An 18,734-nucleotide genomic window follows, 5' to 3' on the forward strand; every position below is an offset into this window, starting at 1 on the left:
CGCGCAGGCAAAACGGACCCTCTACGCCGCCGGCGGGTCGTTTTCCCGGTCGAAGTGCCGATGCATGCCCATGGCGGCGATGAATTCCGCAATGGCTTCGTCGGCAGCCGCAGCATCCGCGAGGATCAGGCCTGCGTCGGGCGAGCCGTCCGGAAACGTCAACGGGATCTGGGCCTCGGCCAGCAACGCTTCGGACGCGCCGAAAGCCAGGATGGTCTTGCAATGCCAGTACTGCAGGCGGAGAAACTCGAGCGTGTGCGCGTCCGCATCGAGGGTCTCCACGGCCGCTGCGCCATCGGGCAGCACGAGGGCGTCGAACAGCACACCCGGCGAGTTCTCCAGGGTCGCGTCCGCTGCGAACTTTTCGCCGCCGGCCCCGACATAGGCGCCAAGCCGCGGAGCGACCAGGCGTGGCACCGCTCCGGCTGCAACGAGGGCCGACACCAGCTTGTTGAGCGATGAGCCTTCGACCCCGTGGGCCACCAGGATTGCGACCTTGCGCGTGCGTATGCCGCCGTCGCCCGGCCGCGCCATGAGCGACAGGGCGGGCGAGCTCTCGACCTCCGGCTGCAAGGGGGTCTCGAGCGCCTTCGGTGTGGGGGGCGGCAGGTCCATGCCCAGGTCTTGCGCCACGCGCTCGGCGAGCGCGGGCACTGCATTGCGCAGGTTGGCGACCATGCGCTCGCGAATCGCCGGCACCGTCACCTTCGACAGTTCGAAGCGGAAGGCGTTGCCGATGTGCGCCTGCTCGACCTCGGACTGGCTCTCGAAGAACAGGCGCGCCTGGGTGTAGTGGTCGGCGAACTTCTCCGGCTTGATCCGGACCTTGTTCGCGCTTTCCTTGGCGTCGATCCGGTTCGCGACGCTGACGAAGCCCTGCGCCGCGCCGGCCTGGAAGGGGCAGCCGCCGGCCAGTGAATTCGGCTCGTAGGCCACGCGGCCGCGGTGGATGGCCTGCCGATGCATGCCGTCGCGCTGGTTGTTGTGTACCTGGGCCACCGGCGCGTTGATCGGAAGCTCGTGGAAGTTCGGGCCTCCGAGGCGGCTGATCTGCGTGTCGACATACGAATGGATGCGGCCGGCCAGCAGCGGGTCGTTCGTGAAGTCGAGGCCGGGGACGATGTGCGCGGCGCAGAAGGCCACCTGCTCGGTCTCGGCAAAGAAGTTGTCCGGGTTGCGGTTGAGCACCAGCCGGCCCACGATCTGAACCGGCACCAGCTCTTCGGGGACGATCTTGGTCGCGTCCAGGATGTCGAAGCTGAACTGTTCGGCCTGCGCCTCGGTGAAGATCTGCAACCCGAGTTCCCACTCGGGATACTCGCCCGCCTCGATGGCTTCCCACAGGTCGCGCCGATGGTAGTCAGGGTCGGCGCCTGAGATCTTCACCGCCTCTTCCCACACCATCGAATGGGTCCCGAGCTTCGGTTGCCAATGGAACTTGACAAGCACCGACTCCCCCGCCTCGTTGACCAGCCGGAAGGTGTGGACCCCGAAGCCCTGCATCATCCGAAAGCTGCGCGGAATGGCCCGGTCGGACATCACCCACATCAGCATGTGCGTGGACTCGGGCATCAGCGAGACGAAGTCCCAGAAGGTGTCGTGCGCACTGGCGGCTTGCGGCATCTGGTGGTGCGGCTCGGGCTTTACGGCGTGCACGAGGTCCGGGAACTTCATCGCATCCTGGATGAAGAAGACGGGCATGTTGTTGCCGACCAGGTCCCAGTTGCCCTCGTCGGTATAGAACTTCACGGCGAAGCCGCGGACGTCGCGCGCGGTGTCTTTCGATCCGCGCTCGCCGGCCACGGTGGAGAAGCGCACGAAGACGGGCGTCACCTTTCCTGCCTCCTTGAAGGGTGCGGCCTTGGTGTACTGCGTCAGCGGCTCGTAGCACTCGAAGAACCCATGTGCGCCGGAGCCGCGTGCATGCACGATCCGCTCGGGGATGCGTTCGTGGTCGAAGTGCGTGATCTTCTCGCGCAGGATGAAGTCTTCGAGAAGCGCGGGCCCGCGCGCGCCGGCCTTGAGGGAGTTCTGGTTGTCCGCGACTGCAACCCCCTGGTTGGTGGTGAGCACCCGGCCACTGGAGTCGACACGTACGCGGTCGAGCGAATCGATCGTCGTATTGACGCCCTCGCGCGCCACCGTGCCGGTCTTCGCAGAAGAGTTTTGTTCGGACAGGGTGCTGGCCGCCGGCAGCCGCGACGGCGGGCTCACGGTAGCGCCGGCCGGCGTGGCGAGCGCATTGGCCTCACCGTACTCAAGCGGCTTGTTTGCGTTGGCGGGCATCCCGCTCGCGAGCGCCTGGGTGTCGATCGCCTTCTGTGCGGGCGGATCGCCGTTGCCCGCAGCGGGAGGCGCGGGCTGTGCGGGCCCGCTGTCGGTGTTGCGTGCCGCTGCACGTGCAGCGTCGAGCTCGGCGGGAGGAGTCGTGGGTTTCTTGGCCATGGTTGTCTCGATGAAATGGGATGGGAGCCTAGGGCTGGGGTGAGAACGCAGGTGTAGGAAGAGCACGCATGAAGAGCTCGCTAGGCCGCGCCGGCCGGCGCCAGGCAGAGCTCCGGCACGGCCGCCAGCCTGAATGCCACCGCATTCAGCAGCGCATCGGCAAAACCCCCTGCGGCGCGAGCCTCGCGACGGGCGCTGGTAACCACACGCGGCGCGGCGCTCCACGCGACGCGGGCGCCCGTGGCTTCGAGCGCCGCCACCAGCGCGACATCCTCGCTGCAGGCCAGGTGCTGGAAACCACCGGCACGCCGGTAGGCCTCGGCCGAGACGCCGAGGTTGGCGCCGTGAACGTGGCGATGCCCGTCGCGATCCGAATAGGTTTCGAGGAAATGCGCATGGAGCAGGTCGGCGTGGATGCCGTGCGGCGACCAGTCCTCGACGCCGACCGGACCGCAGACCGCGTCGGCGTTCTGCGCCAGCTGGGCGACCAGCCACGAGGCGGAGACCCGCGTGTCGGCGTCCGTGAAGCCCAGCCAGCGCGCGCCGCGCGCGAGCAGTGCTTCCGCGCCGACCGCGCGCGCCACGCCGACGTTGCGCACCTTCACGCTGACGGTATCGGCGCCGGCCTGCGCGGCCAGCACGCCGGTGGCGTCCGTGCAGCTGTCGAGCACGACCAGCAGTTCGACCCGCTCACCCTTGAGATCCGGATGCAGTGCCGCCGCTGTCGCGGCGCGTACCGAGTCCCCGATCACGCGCTCCTCGTCGCGCGCGGGTATGACGATGCCCAGCATGTTGTTCTTCCTGTCGAGGAATGAAGGAGTGTCGAAACTAGCCTGCCGCTGGAAGGCGCTCGTCAGTGGCCGCGTTTGCTTCGTGTAGGCGGCGCACGAATGGCGCGTTTGTCTCATGTCTTTTGACATAGCAAGCCACGACGCGCCCTGGCGAGGCGTTGGTGTGGAGCGCCTACAGCCCCCGGTGTGCAGCGCCGACGGCCGGCCGGACATGGCAATGCATAAGCTGGCACGCTGGCCTTGCTCTACCCGGTCTACCCGGTCTACCCGATCTACCCGCCCGTCACATTCCACTCATGCCTGCTTCCTGCACCGACGATGCCCTGGCACAACTCGAGCGCGCGCACGGCGACGCCCTCACGCTGGGCCGGCTGATCGACGCCGGCATCGATCGGCTGCCGCTGCCCGGCTCGGGCCATACGCTGGAGCGCTGGCGTGTGCTGGCGAGGGTGGCGGCGCACGACCTCTCGCTGGTCAAGCTCTTCGAAGGGCACACGGATGCGCTCGCGATCCTTGCCGAACTCGACGCGCGCAGCGCGCCGCCCGAGTCGCGTTGGGGCACGTGGTGCGCCGAACCGCCCGACGCACGCGTGACCATCTCCGCCGGCGGCGACGGAGGTGCAGGGTGGCCCCTGGCGCGCCTCGATGGCACCAAGGCGTGGTGCTCCGGCGCCGCGCAGCTCACGCATGCGGTCGTGAGTTGCTGGAACGCCGCAGGCGAGCCTTGCCTGGCCGCGGTCGCGCTGAACCAGCCCGGCGTCGTCGTGACCAGCGAAGGATGGCGGGCCATCGGCATGGCAGCGAGCGCGAGCGTGGACGTGCGCTTCGAGGGGGCGGAGGCCGTGCAGATCGGCGGCGCCGGAGATTACGTGCGCCGGCCCGGCTTCTGGCATGGCGGTGCGGGCATCGCCGCCTGTTGGCTCGGTGGCGCACTGGGCATCGCCCGCATGACGCGGCGGCTTTGCGCCAGGGCGCCCGACGCCCATCGCCTCGCGCACCTCGGCGCGATCGACGTCACCCTCGCGGGCGCCGCCGCGGTGCTGCGCGAGGCCGCCGCGTGGATCGACCTGCATCCGCATGCGGACGCGCGCGACGTCGCACTGAGGTCGCGGCTGGTTGTCGAACAAGCGGCCGCGACGCTCATGCAGCACGCGGGCCGCGCTGTCGGTGCCGGGCCGCTGTGCCGCGATGCCCGCTTCGCCCATGCGATGGCGGACCTGCCGGTCTACCTGCGCCAGAGCCATGCCGAGCGCGACCTCGCCGCGCTCGGCCAATGGGTGCTCGATGCCGAGGAGCCGCCGTGGACGCTGTGAGCGTGCGCGCCATCCGCGGCGAGGGCACGTCCGAGGCTGCGTGGCAGGCATGGTCCGGCTTGGCGGACCTCCCATCCATCACCGCCGAGGCGCTGGTGCCGCCGCACACCCGCGCGGTGGTGGTGGCACCCCATCCCGATGACGAGGTGCTCGCGGTCGGCGGCCTGCTGGCGATGCTGGCGCGCAGCGGGGCGCCGGTGCAGGTCATCGCCGTCACCGACGGCACCGCCAGCCATCTCGCATCCAGTGTCTGGCCCGTCGAGTGCCTGGCGCGCGAGCGCCCGCTCGAAACCCGGCTGGCGCTGCATCGTCTCGGCGTCGAGCGCGAGGTGCTGAGACTCGGCCTGCCGGACGGCGAGCTCGACCGCCTGTGCGATGCACTGGCGGATCGACTTCGGGGTCTTCTGCATCGCGACGACGTGGTGTTCACCACCTGGCGCGAGGATGGCCACCCCGACCATGAGGCGACCGGGCGCGCGAGCGCCCTGGCCGCCGCTTGCTGCGGTGCGCACCTCGTCGAGGTGCCGGTGTGGGCCTGGCATTGGGCCACGCCCGGCGACGCGCGCTTGCCGTGGCACCGTGCCAGACGCCTCGCCCTGGATGCCGACGCGGCGCAACGCAAGCGCCATGCCGTGGAAGCCTTTGCCAGCCAGTTGCAGCCCGACGCGTCGACGGGTGCCGGCGCGATCCTCCCGGCCAGCACGGTGGCGCGCGCCGCCCGGCCGTTCGAGGTGCTGTTCGATGAGACGCCGGGCCGCTTCCAACACCAAGAGGGTGCCGCGTGAGCACGAGAGCCGACTATTTCGAGGCCATGTATGGCGCCAGCGACGACCCGTACGCGCTGCGTACGCGCTGGTACGAGGAACGCAAGCGCAGCCTGCTGCTGGCGGCGCTGCCGCACCGGCGCTACCGCCGCGCCTTCGAGCCCGGCTGTGGCGTCGGCGAACTCACTGCCGCGCTCGCCGCGCGTTGTGACGAGGTGCTGGCGAGCGACCTCTCGCCCGCTGCCGTGCGGATCGCCCGCGAGCGCTGCGGCGCGCTGCCGAACGTGTGCGTCGTGCAGCACACGCTGCCGGCCGACTGGCCGCGAGGCGAAGAGCGCTTCGACCTGATCGTGCTCAGCGAGCTCGGCTATTTCCTCGAAGCACCGGCCATGCACGCGTTGGCGCAATGCTGCCGGCAGTCGCTCGATGCCCAGGGCACGCTGCTTGCCTGCGACTGGCGGCCGGACTTTCGCGAACGCTCGCTCTCGACCGACGAGGTCCATGCCGAGCTGGCGGGGCTTGGCCTCACGCGACTGCTGCGGCACGAAGAAGACGACTTCCTGATGCAGGTCTGGTCGCGCGACGGTCGATCCGTCGCGCAGCGCGACGGCATTCGCTAGCTCAAGGTTCCGTCTTGAACAACCCCGTCGGTTGCCGGCGGCACCCATCACAATCGCCATCCAGCCGCGGCAGCCTTGTCCCCCGCGAAGCCCATCGAGTCCTCCTCTCCAGCGATCCATGTTCACCCTGACCCGCCTGACATTCCACCGCGCCAGGAAAGAGCGCTTGCCCCAGGTCGCCGGCAGCCTGACCTTCACGACCTTGCTGTCGATCGTGCCCTTGCTGGCGGCGAGCTTCGCGCTGTTCACGCACTTCCCGATCTTCAGGCGCTTCAAGGACGCGCTTCAGGAGCTGTTGTTGAGCAGGCTGCTCCCGGCGGACATCGCGCGCACCGTGCTGAAGTACCTGAACCAGTTCGCCGCGAACGCCAGCGGCCTGACATGGGTCGGCTCGCTCTTCCTGCTGGGCGCGGCCATCGCGCTGTTGCTGACCGTGGAGAACGCGCTGAACCAGATGTGGCAGGTGAGGAAGAATCGCCCGTTCTTCAGGCGCGTCGGCCTGTACCTGCTGATGCTGGCCGTCGGACCCCCCGTTCTGGGCCTGAGCTTGTGGGCCACGTCGTACTTGCTGGGCATTTCCATGGGCCTGATCGGCGCGCTGCCGCGATCGCTCGCCTTCGTGCTCGACCTCGGGCCGCTCATGCTCGGCGTGACGGCGCTGACGTGCATGTTCTACCTTGTGCCGAATACCAAGGTCCGGCTGCGCGACGCCGTCGCGGGCGGCTTGATTGCCAGCCTGGCTTTCGAGCTCGGCAAGCGCGCCTTCACCACCTACCTCGTGAAGGTGCCGACGTACAAGGCGCTGTATGGGGCGTTTGCGGTGCTGCCGATGTTTTTGCTGTGGGTGTACTTCTCGTGGTTGGTGACGTTGGTCGCGGCGATGATGACGGCCAATCTGGCGCTTACGCGGCGGCGGCGGGTGGCGGGGAAGGCTGCTCGGGTGTAGCAGCGGGTAATCTCCGCTCGATGAGCCCACCAGAACCTCGCCCCGCATCGACCTGGAATCGCTTCTGGTCGCCGAAGAGTTTCCTGGAGCAGGTGCCGCCCGCGGCGTCGGCAGAAGAGGCCGACGCCATTGCGCAGAGGAACAACGTCTGGCTCAAGACCTACATGGATTTGTACATCTTGAGGTGGGGTGGGCTGTGGGCGGGTTCGCTGGCGGTGACGCTGCTCATGGTGGATGTGGCGGGGTTGCTGTTTGTGCTCGCGCTGGCGTCGAACCTGGCGGCTTTTGTCGGGTTGGTTGCCGTGATCCTGATTTATCGCCGCGCGTCCAGGGCTCTTCGGGATCGGACGCTGAAGAACGGCGGGCGATGACACGTTTGCCTGCCGCCTGATCTCAACGAATAGCTGCATCGCAGCGGTTGCGGTCCGTCGACCGCCACCACCGTGTTCGCGGTGCCAGCCACATCACGATCATTGAGGTGCTGGGCCGAGTACCCTGCGGCCGACCGGTGCTGAGGGTGCTGCTGGACATCACGAGGTGACTGAGCAACATCTCGCGCCATGTACGCGCGAACAAGCCCCTGCCTCCGTCCCTTGGCCGCTCAATCCGCTAGGCGCGTCTGGTGCCGCGTGGGAGGTGTCGAGTGGTGCAGCAGACGCAGCAGATCCCCCTGCTTGGACGTGCCGGTCTTGGAGTAGATCCTCTGCAGGTGGGTGCGGATGGTCGGCTCGCCCACGCCTAGCATGCCGGCGGCCTCGATACCGCCGAGGCCTTGCGACAGCGCCATTAGCACGCGCAGTTCGCCCCCGGTGAGCCCATGCAGCCGTCCAAATGCCTCCCCCGGCATCAGCGGCGCCTGGACAGGATCCTGGATGAACACGGCAACACTCGCCGCGAACGGTGCAAGGATCCCGGCGCGCCGGCCATCGGCAACCGGCAGCAAGGTGGCGACGTAGCCCCCGCCGGTTCTATCAGGGATTCCGATCGCATGATCCTTGGTGCGCATGTCGGCACAATCACGGCCTGAATCCTGGATCGCCTGCGTCAACGCGGCACGAGCGGCCGGAGAGACCGGGGACAACCGGTTGTTCACCAGGCGCATCGCCGTGCCCGACTTGACCTGTCGCTCGGCCGCAGTGTTCATGTACACGACGTGACCGTCACGCGCCGCCAGGAACACGCCGGCCGCCAGCCCATCAAGGGTCCTCTCCAGCACCTCGGACTTCAGCACCTGGATGTCGAGCGCGTCGGAAATCGCCAGAGCACGGCAGACATGCGGCGCAAGGAGCTCGAACAGGCCGAGGTCGCCCTGCTGGTAGTGCGGCGACTTGTCGCTGCGCGACGCGTGCAGGGACGCCATGCGCCCGCCGGTGCGCAGCGCCGGAAACCAGATGATGTCGAGCACCCCGTATGGCTGCAGCACTTCGCGGTAGAAGCGGCTGTCATGCAGATGGAAGCGCTCCATCGACAGCGCGCTCACGTCCCCGACGTTGGAGACGACATCCGCCGCGGCCATCGGACTCTCGGCGTACCGGGCGCCGAGTTTCTGCAGAAACTCCGGCTCATAGCCGAAGACGTACAGCTGGTCGTTCTGGATCTGCTTCAGGTCGTGCACGCAGATGCCGCCCCCGACGCTGTCACAACGCTGCGCAATCATTCCGCATGTTGCGGCCCACCGCTGCGGGTCGAGGGAGCAGTCGTAGATCGCGCCGATCAGCTCCGACAGCTCGGCGGCGGGGATCCTTTCCAGGCCCGTCATCGCACACGGTTCCAAAACGACGCCCGAACCTGAGGCACAAGGTCCGTCAAATGCAATACGATGTTGGGCTGGTTCATCGAGGGATCGTAGGCAGGTAGGCTGCGTCGCGTAATAACCTAAATAGGTGACCAATTGAATGCAGGAGTTGCGCGCCCCGCCCGGCCTTCAATGAACGATTTCACCGAGGCGATCTACGCGCTGTGGGACAAACTCGCGAATTACCCCATCGGCCATGGCGATGAAGCGCTCGAGCACCTGCTCTGCAGCCTCTGCTCGATCTTCGGCGCGCACAACGCACTTTGGTCGGTGGTCGTGCGGTTGCCGAGCCCTGCGTTGGGCGACGCCTTGAACGGCTGGCGCCCGCGATTCGTCCGGCTCCTGCGGCCTTTGCCGCCGATTGCCGCTTCGGTCCAGGAGCAGTTCGACACCTTGTGGTCGCCGTCTGTCGACCTCTCGCAGATCCTTGCCGTGTCCGGCGAGGAGCCGTTCCGCACCCGGCTCCTGTTTGAAGCGCTGCCTCCGGAGTGGTTCGACGGTCCACACTACCAGCGCCACTATCTGGCTGTCGGACACGCGGATAGCATGTCGATGCGTTGTGCGGTCAACGACGATGTGCGGGTGCACCTGTTCATCTTCCGCAGCACGGAAGCTCCGCGCTTCTCATCAGCGGACAAGGACCCTTTCGGCCTGGCGCTTCGCGGCCTGCGCTGGTTCTACCGCCAGCAATTGCTCAGCCACGGGCTCCTCATCGCGAACGCACCGCTCACCGCGATGGAACGCAGGGTCTTGCTGGGACTGCTCGACGGAAAGACGGAGAAGGCCGTCGCGGCCATCCTGGACCAAAGCCCGAACACGACGCACATCCACGTGAAATCGATCTATGCCAAGTTCGGTGTCCATAACCGGGCGGCGCTGACCTCCCTCTGGCTCGGGCGCCCGCCCCAAGCCGGCCGATCGAACATCGATTGATCGCGCGGCGACCCCACGCGTCATTGCTTCCGATGACTCCTTGAGCGTGCGATCTCCCTAGGCTCGGGACCTCACCGTTCTGCTTAGGAAGACGACATGCGCATGCTCTCGTTGCCGCCGATTCCGCTGATGCCCCCAATCCGGCGGTCGCGATGGTCCCCGCGCGGCGTTGCCGTAGCAAGCCTGGTCACCGCCGTGAGTCTGGCGCTCTATGCCGCGTTGCAGGCCGCCCCCGCAAGCCCGAGGTCCGTGCAGCCATTGGCGGGCCAGTCCGGCACCGCCTCTGCCGGCAACGTGTTTCCCGAAGACCTTGTCTGGTGGTGGCCCCTGAACGTCGGAAGCGCGACCAGCCTCTTCCATTGCTGGCCGAACGCGGCCAAGAGCAGCGCAGACTCGGTGGTGGTCTGGACGGACAAGGCCAACCACGTCGTCGCGTTCGGCGCTGCGCAGGATGCAGCGCAACTCCCTGCCTATGCCGTAGCGCTAGGCACGACAGGGAAACGGGACGCGAGCCCCTTCGTTCAGATCGCCGGGAAAGGACATGTCGTGCGCGTTGCGGAGAAGAAGAGCGCACTCCGGCTGAACGACATGCAGCTCGATTGCGTCCGTACGTCAGACGACTGATCTCGAGCCGGGACGGACGGACTCCGGCGTGCATCTGCCCTCCATTCGTCACGGAAACGCCCTCTGCCTACGCTTGCTGCCTCAAGAAAAGGGTGGTCAAGGCGAAGAAGTCTTCCCCTCGCCAACACGCGACTCCAACCCCAGGAATTCACTATGAACATGAGCCGAATCCTCCCACCCCCGCTGTCGACCGACGCAGCTGAGGCGCCAAGCCCGTCCGTGTACGGCGCGTTCAAGCGTGCTGTCGCAGCTCTTGCGCGGCACTGCGCGACCGGCACAGCCGACCCGCGAGAACGCTATCTCTCGCGATCGGTCAATCATGAAGACCTGGAGAGCCGCATCCGTGCATGGGACGCGTACGAAGCCCGCCTGCGACGCCTTCCGCCAGTGCTGTGAGGCGAATCCAAGCCTCTGTCGTCCATCAGGATGGGCGCGTAGAGATACCGTTCTTCCGCAGCAGCGTGGGCCGCGAGCTCGATGCGCAATGCGCGGAAGGTCTCAATGGCGCGTGAGGTGCCCGGCTTGATGCGCATCAGTTGCCGGCAAAGCTTGCGCCGAAGCTCATGACTTTCACGCAAGGCTTCGTAGATGTTTTCCATGTTCTGGTTGAGTTGTTCTGGATGCTTGGTGCTGCTCCGGTTTGGCGGAGGCCAGTCATTTGCGACGCTGAAATCGCTGGTACGAAGCCATCAACGGGGTTGCTGACGAGCCATCTCGGCGATGATTCGATCAGATGGGCGTCGCGCGCGAGGCTCAGGGCAGTCCGACCGGGCGGCCGAAGGCGTGTTCCCTTTTCAACTAGACGAATGCTCAAACTCTGCGCACAGTGTGGAGTTCCGCTGGTGTTCTCGCATGCGGTGCAGCGCGAGTACGGATGAGGCCCGAGCGCTGTAACGGTGCTGACACCGCAGCACTCTCCAATGCAGGGCACCCCACACTCCCAGGAGCTCCCATGTCGTTTCCTTCCCGCCGCGGCTTCCTGCGCGGCTCGACCTCGGTTGCCGCGCTCTCGTTCATCGGCACGCTGCAGGCGTTGCAGGCCCGCAACGCCGATGCCGCAATCGCGGGCGATGGCGCCAGCGGCAGCACCGGTCTGGTCGCAAGCCCCTACGGTCCGGTCGCGCCGGTGCTCGACGAAGCAACGGGCCTGCCGCTGCTGCAGCTGCCCGAAGGCTTTGCCTACCGCTCCTACGGCTGGACCGGTGACCTGATGCGCAACGGCCAGCCCTGCCCGGGCAACCATGACGGCATGGCCGTGATCGCGTCGTACGGCCGCGGCAGCAGCGTCGACGTGGTGCTGGTGCGCAACCATGAGCGCGGCCAGTCGACCACACCGATCCATGCGCCCGCGATGTACGACGCCGTAGCGAGCAGCGTCGACGGACGCTTCGCCGGCGGCGGCACCACCAACCTGCGGTTCAAGGGGCGCCAGTGGATAGGCATGGAGCCGAGCCTCGGCGGCACCCTCACGAACTGCGCCGGCGGACCCACGCCCTGGGGCACCTGGCTCAGCTGCGAAGAGACCGGCAGCAATCTCGAGCCGCAGGGCGGCAAAAAGCACGGCTACGTGTTCGAGGTGCGCGCCGATGCGGCCGAGACGACGGGCAAGCCGATCGTCGCGATGGGCCGCTTCAGCCATGAGGCCGTGGCGGTCGATCCGAAGACGCGCTTCGCCTACCTCACCGAGGACAGCCGCAACAAGTCGGGCTTCTATCGCTTCGTGCCTGCCGATGCAAGCGGCCGCCCCGGCAGCTACGAGGCCGGCGGCAGGCTGCAGATGGCCAAAGTGGTCGGCCGGCCCAACGCCGACCTCAATGTAGCCTCGACCGGCGACACGCACCGCCTCGAGTGGGTCGACATCGCTGATCCCGATGCGAACCCGGTAGCAATTGCGCTGCCTGGCTTTGCGGGCACCACGGCCGTGGCCGGACCGTTCGCGCAGGGCTGGGCCCAGGGCGGCCTGCGCATGGCGCGCGGCGAAGGCATCTGGTATCACGAGGGAAAGCTCTTCATCGTCGATACCGCGACGGGCGTGAACGCCGCGGGCGCGGGCGGCAACGGCGAAGGCGCGGTGTGGGAGTACGACCTCGCGACGGACCTGCTCAAGGCCGTGTTCGTCTCGCTCGATGCGGTGGCCGCCAACAATCCCGACAACATCACGATCAGCCCGCGCGGCGGCGTGCTGCTTTGCGAGGACGGCGGCGGCGTCGATGAGGGCCAGGGCCGCGTCGAGCGCCTGGTCGGCCTGACACGCGACGGTGCGAGCTTCGTGTTCGCGCGCCACAACGTGGTGCTCGGCGCCGACCAGATCGCATCGGCCGGCAAGACCGTCGCGCCGGGCGACTACCGCGGCAGCGAGTTCTGCGGTGCCTGCTTCGACCCGGCCGGCAAGGTGCTATTCGTCAATGTGCAGTCGCCGGGCATCACGTTCGCGATCTGGGGGCCCTGGGCACGCGGGCCGCTCTGACAAACAGATGCCATGGGCTCTTCTGCGACAACGGAGTGAGCAGATGAGTCTTCTGTGATCGTCGGCGTCGTCGGCGTCATCGGCGTCGTCGGCGTCGTCGCCGGTATGCTGGCCGGCATCCTGGTCAGGGCGGCAGCTTCGGGCGGCTGGGTGATCCAGTGAGAAGAACACTCCTTGACTGGGAACAGTCGCAAAGCAGCCATGAGGCGGGCACTGCACTTGCCGGGTACGTGCTCTTTGCTGACATCGAGATCTTAGGAAAGCGGGCGTTCTGCTGAACGGCAAGTTCGCGCCGGGGCTGCCCTTCAAAGATCGGTATTCGAAGGGCGGTTTCTGCGAACCCAAGTCCATCAACTTCGGTAGTGGTGGATCAGGGCATCCGAGGCACATCGTGATGGAACTGCTTGCAAACCGGGTTGGCATTGAGCTGACGCACGTACCCTGCAAGGGCACCTCCCTTGCAATTCAGGGGCTCCTTGGGAGCGACGTCGACGCGATGATCACCGGTGTCGTTGAAGCAAATGCCCCACATCAAATCCGGCTCCGTCATTCCGTTGGCAGCCAGCGGACCGGCTGCAAAGGAAATCTTTCCTTCGTTGCCTCAGTTCAAGGAATTCAACCCAGATCTCGACGTCTCCGTCTGGTTCGGTCTGTTCGCACCTGCATCAACGCCGGCACCGTTGGTCACCGCGCTCAATTCCGAGGTTAACAAGGCAATGCTTCAGCCTGATGTTCAAAAAGCGACTCGCCGATTTCGGCCTGATGCCGACTCCGGGTCCGACCGCAGATCTGGACCTTTTGGTCAAGACCGACCTTGCCCGCTTCGGACCACTGGTCAAGTCGCTTGGTCTGGTCGCCAACTGAGATGGCACACGAACAGGACAACTCTCTGCGCGCGCTCCTCACTAAGGACCGGCTTCACGAGCTCGAAATGGCCTATTGCAGAGCGGCATCAGGAACTGACCCCCCGTTGTCACTCAAGATCTGATCTGCACGAGCAGGCGAGAATATTCTGCGACCCAACCCGAGCAGTTCCTGCGGAAGTGCGAATCTAGGCGCATCATGGGCTGATGAATATCCAGCTCGGTTTTGAAATCGCCTACCAGTTTCCCCGGCCGACGCCGATGATCCTGACCCTCAGCATTCATTACTCGCGCGCCTCGGATCTCCTGCGCCCGGACCATCTGCTCACGAAGCCGGCCGTGCCCACCACCGCCTACCGCGATCTGTTTGGCAACTGGTGCACACGCCTGGTCGCCCCCGCGGGCCGCTTTGTACTGAGTACGGATACCGTGATCCACGACAGCGGCGCGCTGGACATCGTCGTGCCCTCGGCGCCGCAGACGCCGGTGGAGTACCTGCCCGAGTCCACCTTGCTCTACCTGCTGGGTAGCCGCTACTGCGAAACCGACCTGCTGTCCGATTTTGCGTGGCAGCACTTTGGGACCGGACCGACCGGCTGGGGGCGCGTGCAGGCGGTCTGCGATTTCGTGCACCAGCACATCGAGTTCGGCTACCAGCACGCCCGGCGCACCCGTTCGGCCTTTGAAGCCTTCAAGGAAGGGCAAGGCGTGTGCCGCGACTATGCCCACCTGGCGATCACCCTATGCCGCTGCCTGAACATTCCGTCCCGTTATTGCACCGGCTACCTCGGCGATGTTGGGACCCTGCCGCCGTACGGCACGATGGACTTTGCGGGTTGGTTCGAGGCTTTCCTGGGTGACCGCTGGTACACCTTCGATGCGCGCAACAACGTGCCTCGCATCGGCCGCGTGCTGATTGCGCAGGGGCGCGACGCCAGCGACGTGGCGTTGTCAAGCACCTTCGGCCCCAACGAGCTGGATGGATTCAAGGTCTGGTGCGATGAGATTCAGTGATTGAAAAGGAAAGCAGCGAACCTCCGTCGTCAGCCTGCGCAATTTGTGACTCAAACGCAGCCGGCCATGTGAACCTCGCCACCTATATCGTCAGCAAGGGAAAGCCGCTCGTCGTCTTGGCCAAGTAGGAATTCCTGGCGACGATGGCCGTGGTTATATCTTGCCCATGAGCAGCAGAACGACCACGACCAGCAACACCAGCCCGATGCCACCACTGGGACCGTAGCCCCATCCCCGACTGTGGGGCCAGGTTGGAATCGTGCCGATGAGCAGCAGGACCACAATGATCAGCAGAATTGTTCCGAGTGTCATTTCATCTCTCCAGCCAGTGAGTCGTAGCAGCGCAGCGTCCGGGGAAACGCACGCAGCGCACCAATGCCGCTGTCCTCGGCGCGTCCGCACCAGTCTTCCAGCACGGCCGTCGGGCGCAAGGACCTCGCAAACTCGGCCAGCACGTCGTAGCGGTGGGTGATGACAGCCTGCACCGTACCCACGACGCAACGGGTCTTCGACGGGTCGTAGCGAACCCTCGGCGCGACGTTGCGCACCTTCGCCAGGTGGACCACTTCCAGCACACGGATGTACACCCAGCCGATGTCGAGCGCCCACCACCGGCTCGACAGCTTGGCGGAGGTCACATAGGCGTGGTGGCGCCACAGCCAGCAGCGGAAAAAGTGGCTGGCGAGCGGATGCAGTTCCAGCGCGCGGTGCGCTTGATGCCGATGCAGAAAAATAGTGACCGCGGCGATGGTGACTCGGGTCGAGCCCAGCGTGGCCAGCACAAGCCCCCACCAGGGCAGATCGAGCAGATTGAATTGCATCGCAAGGTCCATGCAAGACGACGCGGTGCCCCCGTCGATTCCGGAAGCCATCGCGACGCCCCGCCTTCGATGCTAGTCAAACGATGACGTTCGTCTGTGCGCTACCGCACGGTCAACCCATCGTGGCGTTCGCCGGATCTTGCGCTGGTGCACCGGTTTCTTGGGCCGTGCGCATGGCGGTGTGTGCGGCAGCGCACGGAGGAATTCGCTCGCCGGCGATAGGGTGGTGGCTTCCATTTCCCAGCGCCAAGGGGCGAGACGATGACCCCATTGCAACCATGGGCCGGTGCCGAGATGCATGACGCCGGCACCTGCATCCCACCCAGGGCTATCTGTACGCTAGCGCACCGACAGAAGATGCCGCGCGATCTACAAGGGGACATTAGGGCGCAGCCCGGATCCGAACAGACCCTCATGGAATACGACATCAGCGACGCGCGGCTTTCCTATCGCGGATGGGAGATACGCAGCCATCTCACATCCGTTTCAATCGACGGCACCGTGGGCGCGGGCGCGGTGCTGTTTGTCGGTGACGATTGCAAGTGCTACATCATCTCGTGCAAGCAATTCGTCAACGGCAGCGATGCCATCAGTGCCATCGAACAAAAAGCGACACGCTGGATCGATGTCCGAGAAGCCGGTTTGGAGACATCCCCGGTCTCGATCCAACCGGTCGCGTTGCGCCCATCCGAGCTGCACGAGCCGAACGGCAAACGCGTCGATCAGCCCGAGAGAGCACAGTGGCACCGGGAAGCGCCGGCAACGGCCGGCGCGTTGCAGGGCCTCGCGTCGGCCTGATCCGCTCTCCACGGCGGGCCGCACCATCGCTGCCTATTCTCTGTAAGCTCGAAGCAGCACCGCGTCGGCAATCCTCGATGCCAAACCCACCGGAGGACCCCCCGATGACCGCTTCGCCAGACCCAAGGAAGAACCGCCTGCTCGCGGCGCTTCCAGACGGCGAGTGGCAGCGCTGGCTGCCTCAACTCGAATGGGTCGAGATGCCGCTGGGCCAGGTGCTGTACGAGTCGGGCGGCACGCTCAGCCACGTCTACTTTCCGATCACCGCGATCGTCTCGCTGTTGTACGTGATGGAGAACGGCGCCTCGGCCGAGATCGCCGTCGTCGGCAACGAAGGCATCGTCGGCATCGCCCTGTTCATGGGGGGGCAATCCACGCCGAGCCGCGCGGTGGTGCAGAGCGCGGGCCAAGGCTTTCGGCTGAAGGCTCAGGTGATGAAGGAAGAGTTCGATCGGGCCGGTCCGGTGCTGCATCTTCTGCTGCGCTACACCCAGGCGCTGATCACGCAGATGGCGCAGACCGCGGTGTGCAACCGGCACCATTCGCTGGACCAGCAGCTGTGCCGCTGGCTCCTGCTGAGCCTGGACCGCCTGCAGGGAACCGAACTCGTGATGACGCAGGAGCTGATCGCCAACATGCTCGGCGTGCGCCGCGAGGGCGTGACAGAGGGCGCCCTGAAGCTGCAGCAAGCCGGCCTGATCCGCTATGCGCGCGGCCGCATCTCGGTGCTGAACCGGCCGGGGCTGGAGGAGCGTACCTGCGAGTGCTATGACGTGGTCAAGAAGGAGTACGACCGGCTGCTTCCGGAGAAGCTGGCGACCTGAGCCCTAGTTTGCTGCTCTGTGCGCCACCAGACAGTCACGTTGCGGCAGCTGCCGCAGACTGGTGGCACCGTCGGACATGTGTCCGATGGCAAAGCGATCCTGCGTCACCTGAAAGTGGTCGCAACACGCCGGAGAAACCCCGTGGCCACCGTCGAGAACCATCTCATCGAACTGCTTCCCCGCAACGATCGCCGAAGCTTGCTGGCCCAGTGCGAGCCGATTGAATTGGTGATGGCCGAGGTCCTGTGCGAGCCCGGCGAGCCGACCCGGCATGTCTATTTCCCCATCGACGGCTTCATCTCGCTCGTGGCGAAGATCGACGGCGATGCGGCGCTGGAGGTCGGCCTGGTCGGCCGCGAGGGGATGGTGGGTGCGCAGCTGGTACTGGGCGTGCCCACGGTGCCGCTGCATGCGGTGGTGCAAGGCCAGGGCGCGGCATGGCGCATCGCCGCCGCCGATTTCAGCCGCGAGCTGGTGCGCAGCGCGGCGCTGCGGCGCAGCATGAACCGCTACATCTACGTGTTGATGTCGCAACTGGCCGGCTCGGCCGCATGCCTGCGCTTTCACCTGATCGGGCCCCGCCTGGCGCGCTGGCTGCTGATGAGCCAGGACCGTGCCCACTCCGACAGTTTCCATGTGACGCACGAGTTCCTGGCGCTCATGCTCGGCGTGCGCCGAGTCGGGATCACGACGGCCGCCAGTGCCTTGCAGCGCGGCGGACTGATCGAATACCACCGCGGCGACGTGACGGTGCTCGACCGCGGTGGACTCGAGGCGATGGCGTGCGGGTGCTATGCCGCCGACCGGCGCAGTTACGCCGAACTGTTGCGCTGACCCGGCTCCGCGCGCGAACGCAGCTAGGCCGCAGGCAGGTCGAACTCTCGCAGCATCACCGGCTCCTTGGCACCTTGGGCCAGCCGGCGGCGAACGGCCGCCTCGATGTCCTCTGCGTGGCTTTGGTAGGTCTCCATCGGATCCTCGTCACGGCCATCGGGACGGTAGCGGTAGTGCAGGGTTTCCTTGCCGATGCTGGCACCGATCCACTGCGTATCGACTTGGACCCAGAAGCGCACGGTGCGGGAAGCCTCGTGGAAGAAGGGGGGCTGTGACATGACTGAACTCCAGATGGGACGGATCGACCGCCCGCCGTCGGTTCACGCCTGGGAGCGGCCCTGTGGCGAGCCACGAAGGCGCCTGCACCCGATTCGGCATGGCCGGCATTCCGGTGGTGCGCCCTTTGCGATCCAGGGTAGGGGCACGTAGGGTGCGCGTCTGTGCGGTAGCGCATGTTCGCATCGACGGGTGGCGCGTGCTAGTTCTTCACGGTGCGCAGTTGCTCTTCTGCGCGGTTGAGTTCCTGCCGCAGGTCCCGGATGACCTGCTCCAGCGCCTCGATGCGTGCGGCGCGGGTCTGCGCCGGATCGAGCGTCTTGCAACGCGCTTGCAGGGTGGCCAGGGCCTCGGCAAGCCGCTGCCGGTGCAGCATCTGCCCCTTGGAACGGGCAAGTTCCATGTTCCGCTCGATAGCGGCTTCCTCGGCCTTGCAATCGGCATTGCCCGCCGGGTCTGCGGGCTGAGCGATGGCGGGAACTGCCAGAGCCAATGCGATGGCCAGGACGTGCGGTTTCAGGATCATGACGCATCATGCGTCGGCAACGGACGCTTCCTCATCCTGTCGATGTTCGGGACAGTCGCCAGCATCGAGGATCCGCCCAT

Annotated in this window: 21 protein-coding genes and 2 pseudogenes; 15 read left to right on the plus strand and 8 right to left on the minus strand. The window is 66.3% G+C overall.

Annotation, left to right across the window (positions count from 1 at the left end; translation table 11 throughout):
- Positions 1-21: 21 nt before the first annotated feature.
- Both AC3A6X_RS18055 and AC3A6X_RS18060 read right to left on the minus strand, forming a co-directional pair.
- Positions 22-2,445, minus strand: coding sequence for a catalase (locus tag AC3A6X_RS18055; RefSeq protein ID WP_487843480.1), 2,424 nt, complete (start codon positions 2,443-2,445; stop codon positions 22-24).
- Positions 2,446-2,525: 80 nt separating this feature from the next.
- Positions 2,526-3,236: a glycosyltransferase family 2 protein gene (locus AC3A6X_RS18060; protein WP_487843481.1), complete on the minus strand. Its 711-nt coding sequence runs from the start codon at positions 3,234-3,236 to the stop codon at positions 2,526-2,528.
- 296 nt (positions 3,237-3,532) lie between these two features.
- Here AC3A6X_RS18060 and AC3A6X_RS18065 point away from each other — a divergent pair, with 296 nt between their 5' ends.
- The 5 genes from AC3A6X_RS18065 (at position 3,533) to AC3A6X_RS18085 (ending at position 7,250) form a co-directional block, all read left to right on the plus strand.
- Positions 3,533-4,549 (plus strand): acyl-CoA dehydrogenase, encoded by a 1,017-nt coding sequence (locus AC3A6X_RS18065; protein ID WP_487843482.1) that lies wholly within the window; start codon positions 3,533-3,535, stop codon positions 4,547-4,549.
- The gene (locus AC3A6X_RS18070) at positions 4,537-5,334 is read left to right on the plus strand and encodes a PIG-L deacetylase family protein (RefSeq protein ID WP_487843483.1); all 798 of its coding nucleotides are present in this window, start codon (positions 4,537-4,539) and stop codon (positions 5,332-5,334) included. The genes AC3A6X_RS18065 and AC3A6X_RS18070 overlap by 13 nt, the downstream gene beginning before the upstream one ends.
- Complete coding sequence (locus tag AC3A6X_RS18075; RefSeq protein WP_487843484.1) at positions 5,331-5,933, plus strand: class I SAM-dependent methyltransferase; 603 nt, start codon at positions 5,331-5,333, stop codon at positions 5,931-5,933. The genes AC3A6X_RS18070 and AC3A6X_RS18075 overlap by 4 nt, the downstream gene beginning before the upstream one ends.
- A gap of 118 nt (positions 5,934-6,051) precedes the next feature.
- Positions 6,052-6,879, plus strand: a complete 828-nt coding sequence (locus AC3A6X_RS18080; protein ID WP_487843698.1) for a YihY family inner membrane protein — start codon at positions 6,052-6,054, stop codon at positions 6,877-6,879.
- Positions 6,880-6,899: 20 nt separating this feature from the next.
- Entirely contained in the window at positions 6,900-7,250 is a 351-nt protein-coding gene (locus tag AC3A6X_RS18085; RefSeq protein WP_487843485.1) for a hypothetical protein, read from the plus strand.
- A 230-nt stretch (positions 7,251-7,480) separates the two neighbouring features.
- Here AC3A6X_RS18085 and AC3A6X_RS18090 read toward each other — a convergent pair whose 3' ends face one another.
- Positions 7,481-8,638: a helix-turn-helix transcriptional regulator gene (locus AC3A6X_RS18090; RefSeq protein ID WP_487843486.1), complete on the minus strand. Its 1,158-nt coding sequence runs from the start codon at positions 8,636-8,638 to the stop codon at positions 7,481-7,483.
- A 168-nt stretch (positions 8,639-8,806) separates the two neighbouring features.
- On the opposite strand from AC3A6X_RS18090, the gene AC3A6X_RS18095 reads away from it, so the two are divergent.
- On the plus strand, positions 8,807-9,607 hold the full coding sequence (locus AC3A6X_RS18095; protein WP_487843487.1) for a helix-turn-helix transcriptional regulator: 801 nt from the start codon (positions 8,807-8,809) through the stop codon (positions 9,605-9,607).
- A 96-nt stretch (positions 9,608-9,703) separates the two neighbouring features.
- Positions 9,704-10,231, plus strand: a complete 528-nt coding sequence (locus AC3A6X_RS18100) for a hypothetical protein (protein WP_487843488.1) — start codon at positions 9,704-9,706, stop codon at positions 10,229-10,231.
- Between the two features lie 317 nt (positions 10,232-10,548).
- Here AC3A6X_RS18100 and AC3A6X_RS18105 read toward each other — a convergent pair whose 3' ends face one another.
- Positions 10,549-10,830, minus strand: coding sequence for a hemerythrin domain-containing protein (locus AC3A6X_RS18105; protein ID WP_487843489.1), 282 nt, complete (start codon positions 10,828-10,830; stop codon positions 10,549-10,551).
- A 353-nt stretch (positions 10,831-11,183) separates the two neighbouring features.
- Between AC3A6X_RS18105 and AC3A6X_RS18110 the strand changes: the two genes are divergently transcribed.
- The 5 genes and pseudogenes from AC3A6X_RS18110 to AC3A6X_RS18130 all read left to right on the plus strand — a co-directional run bounded on the left by AC3A6X_RS18110 (position 11,184) and on the right by AC3A6X_RS18130 (position 14,575).
- Positions 11,184-12,698, plus strand: coding sequence for a PhoX family protein (locus AC3A6X_RS18110; RefSeq protein ID WP_487843490.1), 1,515 nt, complete (start codon positions 11,184-11,186; stop codon positions 12,696-12,698).
- Between the two features lie 349 nt (positions 12,699-13,047).
- A pseudogene (locus AC3A6X_RS18115) lies at positions 13,048-13,203 on the plus strand (tripartite tricarboxylate transporter substrate-binding protein); the annotation flags it as partial.
- A gap of 16 nt (positions 13,204-13,219) precedes the next feature.
- A pseudogene (locus tag AC3A6X_RS18120) lies at positions 13,220-13,393 on the plus strand (tripartite tricarboxylate transporter substrate binding protein); the annotation flags it as partial.
- Between the two features lie 34 nt (positions 13,394-13,427).
- Positions 13,428-13,562, plus strand: a complete 135-nt coding sequence (locus AC3A6X_RS18125; protein ID WP_487843709.1) for a hypothetical protein — start codon at positions 13,428-13,430, stop codon at positions 13,560-13,562.
- A 206-nt stretch (positions 13,563-13,768) separates the two neighbouring features.
- A complete protein-coding gene (locus tag AC3A6X_RS18130; protein WP_487843491.1) occupies positions 13,769-14,575 on the plus strand; it encodes a transglutaminase-like domain-containing protein in 807 nt (268 codons plus the stop codon).
- 153 nt (positions 14,576-14,728) lie between these two features.
- Here the strand turns inward: AC3A6X_RS18130 and AC3A6X_RS18135 are convergent, their stop codons facing one another.
- A complete protein-coding gene (locus AC3A6X_RS18135) occupies positions 14,729-14,887 on the minus strand; it encodes a DUF3309 family protein (RefSeq protein ID WP_487843492.1) in 159 nt (52 codons plus the stop codon).
- Positions 14,884-15,396, minus strand: coding sequence for a hypothetical protein (locus AC3A6X_RS18140; RefSeq protein ID WP_487843493.1), 513 nt, complete (start codon positions 15,394-15,396; stop codon positions 14,884-14,886). Before AC3A6X_RS18140 ends, AC3A6X_RS18135 begins: the two co-directional genes overlap by 4 nt.
- 414 nt (positions 15,397-15,810) lie before the next feature.
- On the opposite strand from AC3A6X_RS18140, the gene AC3A6X_RS18145 reads away from it, so the two are divergent.
- The 3 genes from AC3A6X_RS18145 (at position 15,811) to AC3A6X_RS18155 (ending at position 17,852) form a co-directional block, all read left to right on the plus strand.
- Entirely contained in the window at positions 15,811-16,194 is a 384-nt protein-coding gene (locus AC3A6X_RS18145; RefSeq protein ID WP_487843494.1) for a hypothetical protein, read from the plus strand.
- Positions 16,195-16,298: 104 nt separating this feature from the next.
- A complete protein-coding gene (locus AC3A6X_RS18150) occupies positions 16,299-17,018 on the plus strand; it encodes a Crp/Fnr family transcriptional regulator (protein WP_487843495.1) in 720 nt (239 codons plus the stop codon).
- 141 nt (positions 17,019-17,159) lie between these two features.
- Positions 17,160-17,852 (plus strand): Crp/Fnr family transcriptional regulator, encoded by a 693-nt coding sequence (locus tag AC3A6X_RS18155; RefSeq protein WP_487843496.1) that lies wholly within the window; start codon positions 17,160-17,162, stop codon positions 17,850-17,852.
- A 23-nt stretch (positions 17,853-17,875) separates the two neighbouring features.
- On the opposite strand, the gene AC3A6X_RS18160 is transcribed toward AC3A6X_RS18155, so the two are convergent.
- Together AC3A6X_RS18160 and AC3A6X_RS18165 are read right to left on the minus strand one after the other, a co-directional pair.
- Positions 17,876-18,130, minus strand: coding sequence for a DUF1488 family protein (locus AC3A6X_RS18160; RefSeq protein WP_309960368.1), 255 nt, complete (start codon positions 18,128-18,130; stop codon positions 17,876-17,878).
- Between the two features lie 200 nt (positions 18,131-18,330).
- Positions 18,331-18,654 (minus strand): DUF1090 family protein, encoded by a 324-nt coding sequence (locus tag AC3A6X_RS18165; RefSeq protein ID WP_487843497.1) that lies wholly within the window; start codon positions 18,652-18,654, stop codon positions 18,331-18,333.
- Between the last annotated feature and the right edge of the window lie 80 nt (positions 18,655-18,734).

Source organism: Variovorax sp. Soil_C_12 (genome assembly GCF_057657375.1).

Bases quoted from the DNA above. Each gene is read 5' to 3' on its own strand.
- AC3A6X_RS18135 (WP_487843492.1), bottom strand. From the start codon at position 14,887: ATGACACTCGGAACAATTCTGCTGATCATTGTGGTCCTGCTGCTCATC.
- AC3A6X_RS18085 (WP_487843485.1), top strand. From the start codon at position 6,900: ATGAGCCCACCAGAACCTCGCCCCGCATCGACCTGGAATCGCTTCTGG.
- AC3A6X_RS18140 (WP_487843493.1), bottom strand. From the start codon at position 15,396: ATGCAATTCAATCTGCTCGATCTGCCCTGGTGGGGGCTTGTGCTGGCC.
- AC3A6X_RS18150 (WP_487843495.1), top strand. From the start codon at position 16,299: ATGACCGCTTCGCCAGACCCAAGGAAGAACCGCCTGCTCGCGGCGCTT.
- AC3A6X_RS18125 (WP_487843709.1), top strand. From the start codon at position 13,428: ATGTTCAAAAAGCGACTCGCCGATTTCGGCCTGATGCCGACTCCGGGT.
- AC3A6X_RS18130 (WP_487843491.1), top strand. From the start codon at position 13,769: ATGAATATCCAGCTCGGTTTTGAAATCGCCTACCAGTTTCCCCGGCCG.
- AC3A6X_RS18080 (WP_487843698.1), top strand. From the start codon at position 6,052: ATGTTCACCCTGACCCGCCTGACATTCCACCGCGCCAGGAAAGAGCGC.
- AC3A6X_RS18065 (WP_487843482.1), top strand. From the start codon at position 3,533: ATGCCTGCTTCCTGCACCGACGATGCCCTGGCACAACTCGAGCGCGCG.
- AC3A6X_RS18090 (WP_487843486.1), bottom strand. From the start codon at position 8,638: ATGACGGGCCTGGAAAGGATCCCCGCCGCCGAGCTGTCGGAGCTGATC.
- AC3A6X_RS18095 (WP_487843487.1), top strand. From the start codon at position 8,807: ATGAACGATTTCACCGAGGCGATCTACGCGCTGTGGGACAAACTCGCG.
- AC3A6X_RS18165 (WP_487843497.1), bottom strand. From the start codon at position 18,654: ATGATCCTGAAACCGCACGTCCTGGCCATCGCATTGGCTCTGGCAGTT.
- AC3A6X_RS18160 (WP_309960368.1), bottom strand. From the start codon at position 18,130: ATGTCACAGCCCCCCTTCTTCCACGAGGCTTCCCGCACCGTGCGCTTC.
- AC3A6X_RS18055 (WP_487843480.1), bottom strand. From the start codon at position 2,445: ATGGCCAAGAAACCCACGACTCCTCCCGCCGAGCTCGACGCTGCACGT.
- AC3A6X_RS18105 (WP_487843489.1), bottom strand. From the start codon at position 10,830: ATGGAAAACATCTACGAAGCCTTGCGTGAAAGTCATGAGCTTCGGCGC.
- AC3A6X_RS18100 (WP_487843488.1), top strand. From the start codon at position 9,704: ATGCGCATGCTCTCGTTGCCGCCGATTCCGCTGATGCCCCCAATCCGG.
- AC3A6X_RS18110 (WP_487843490.1), top strand. From the start codon at position 11,184: ATGTCGTTTCCTTCCCGCCGCGGCTTCCTGCGCGGCTCGACCTCGGTT.
- AC3A6X_RS18145 (WP_487843494.1), top strand. From the start codon at position 15,811: ATGGAATACGACATCAGCGACGCGCGGCTTTCCTATCGCGGATGGGAG.
- AC3A6X_RS18060 (WP_487843481.1), bottom strand. From the start codon at position 3,236: ATGCTGGGCATCGTCATACCCGCGCGCGACGAGGAGCGCGTGATCGGG.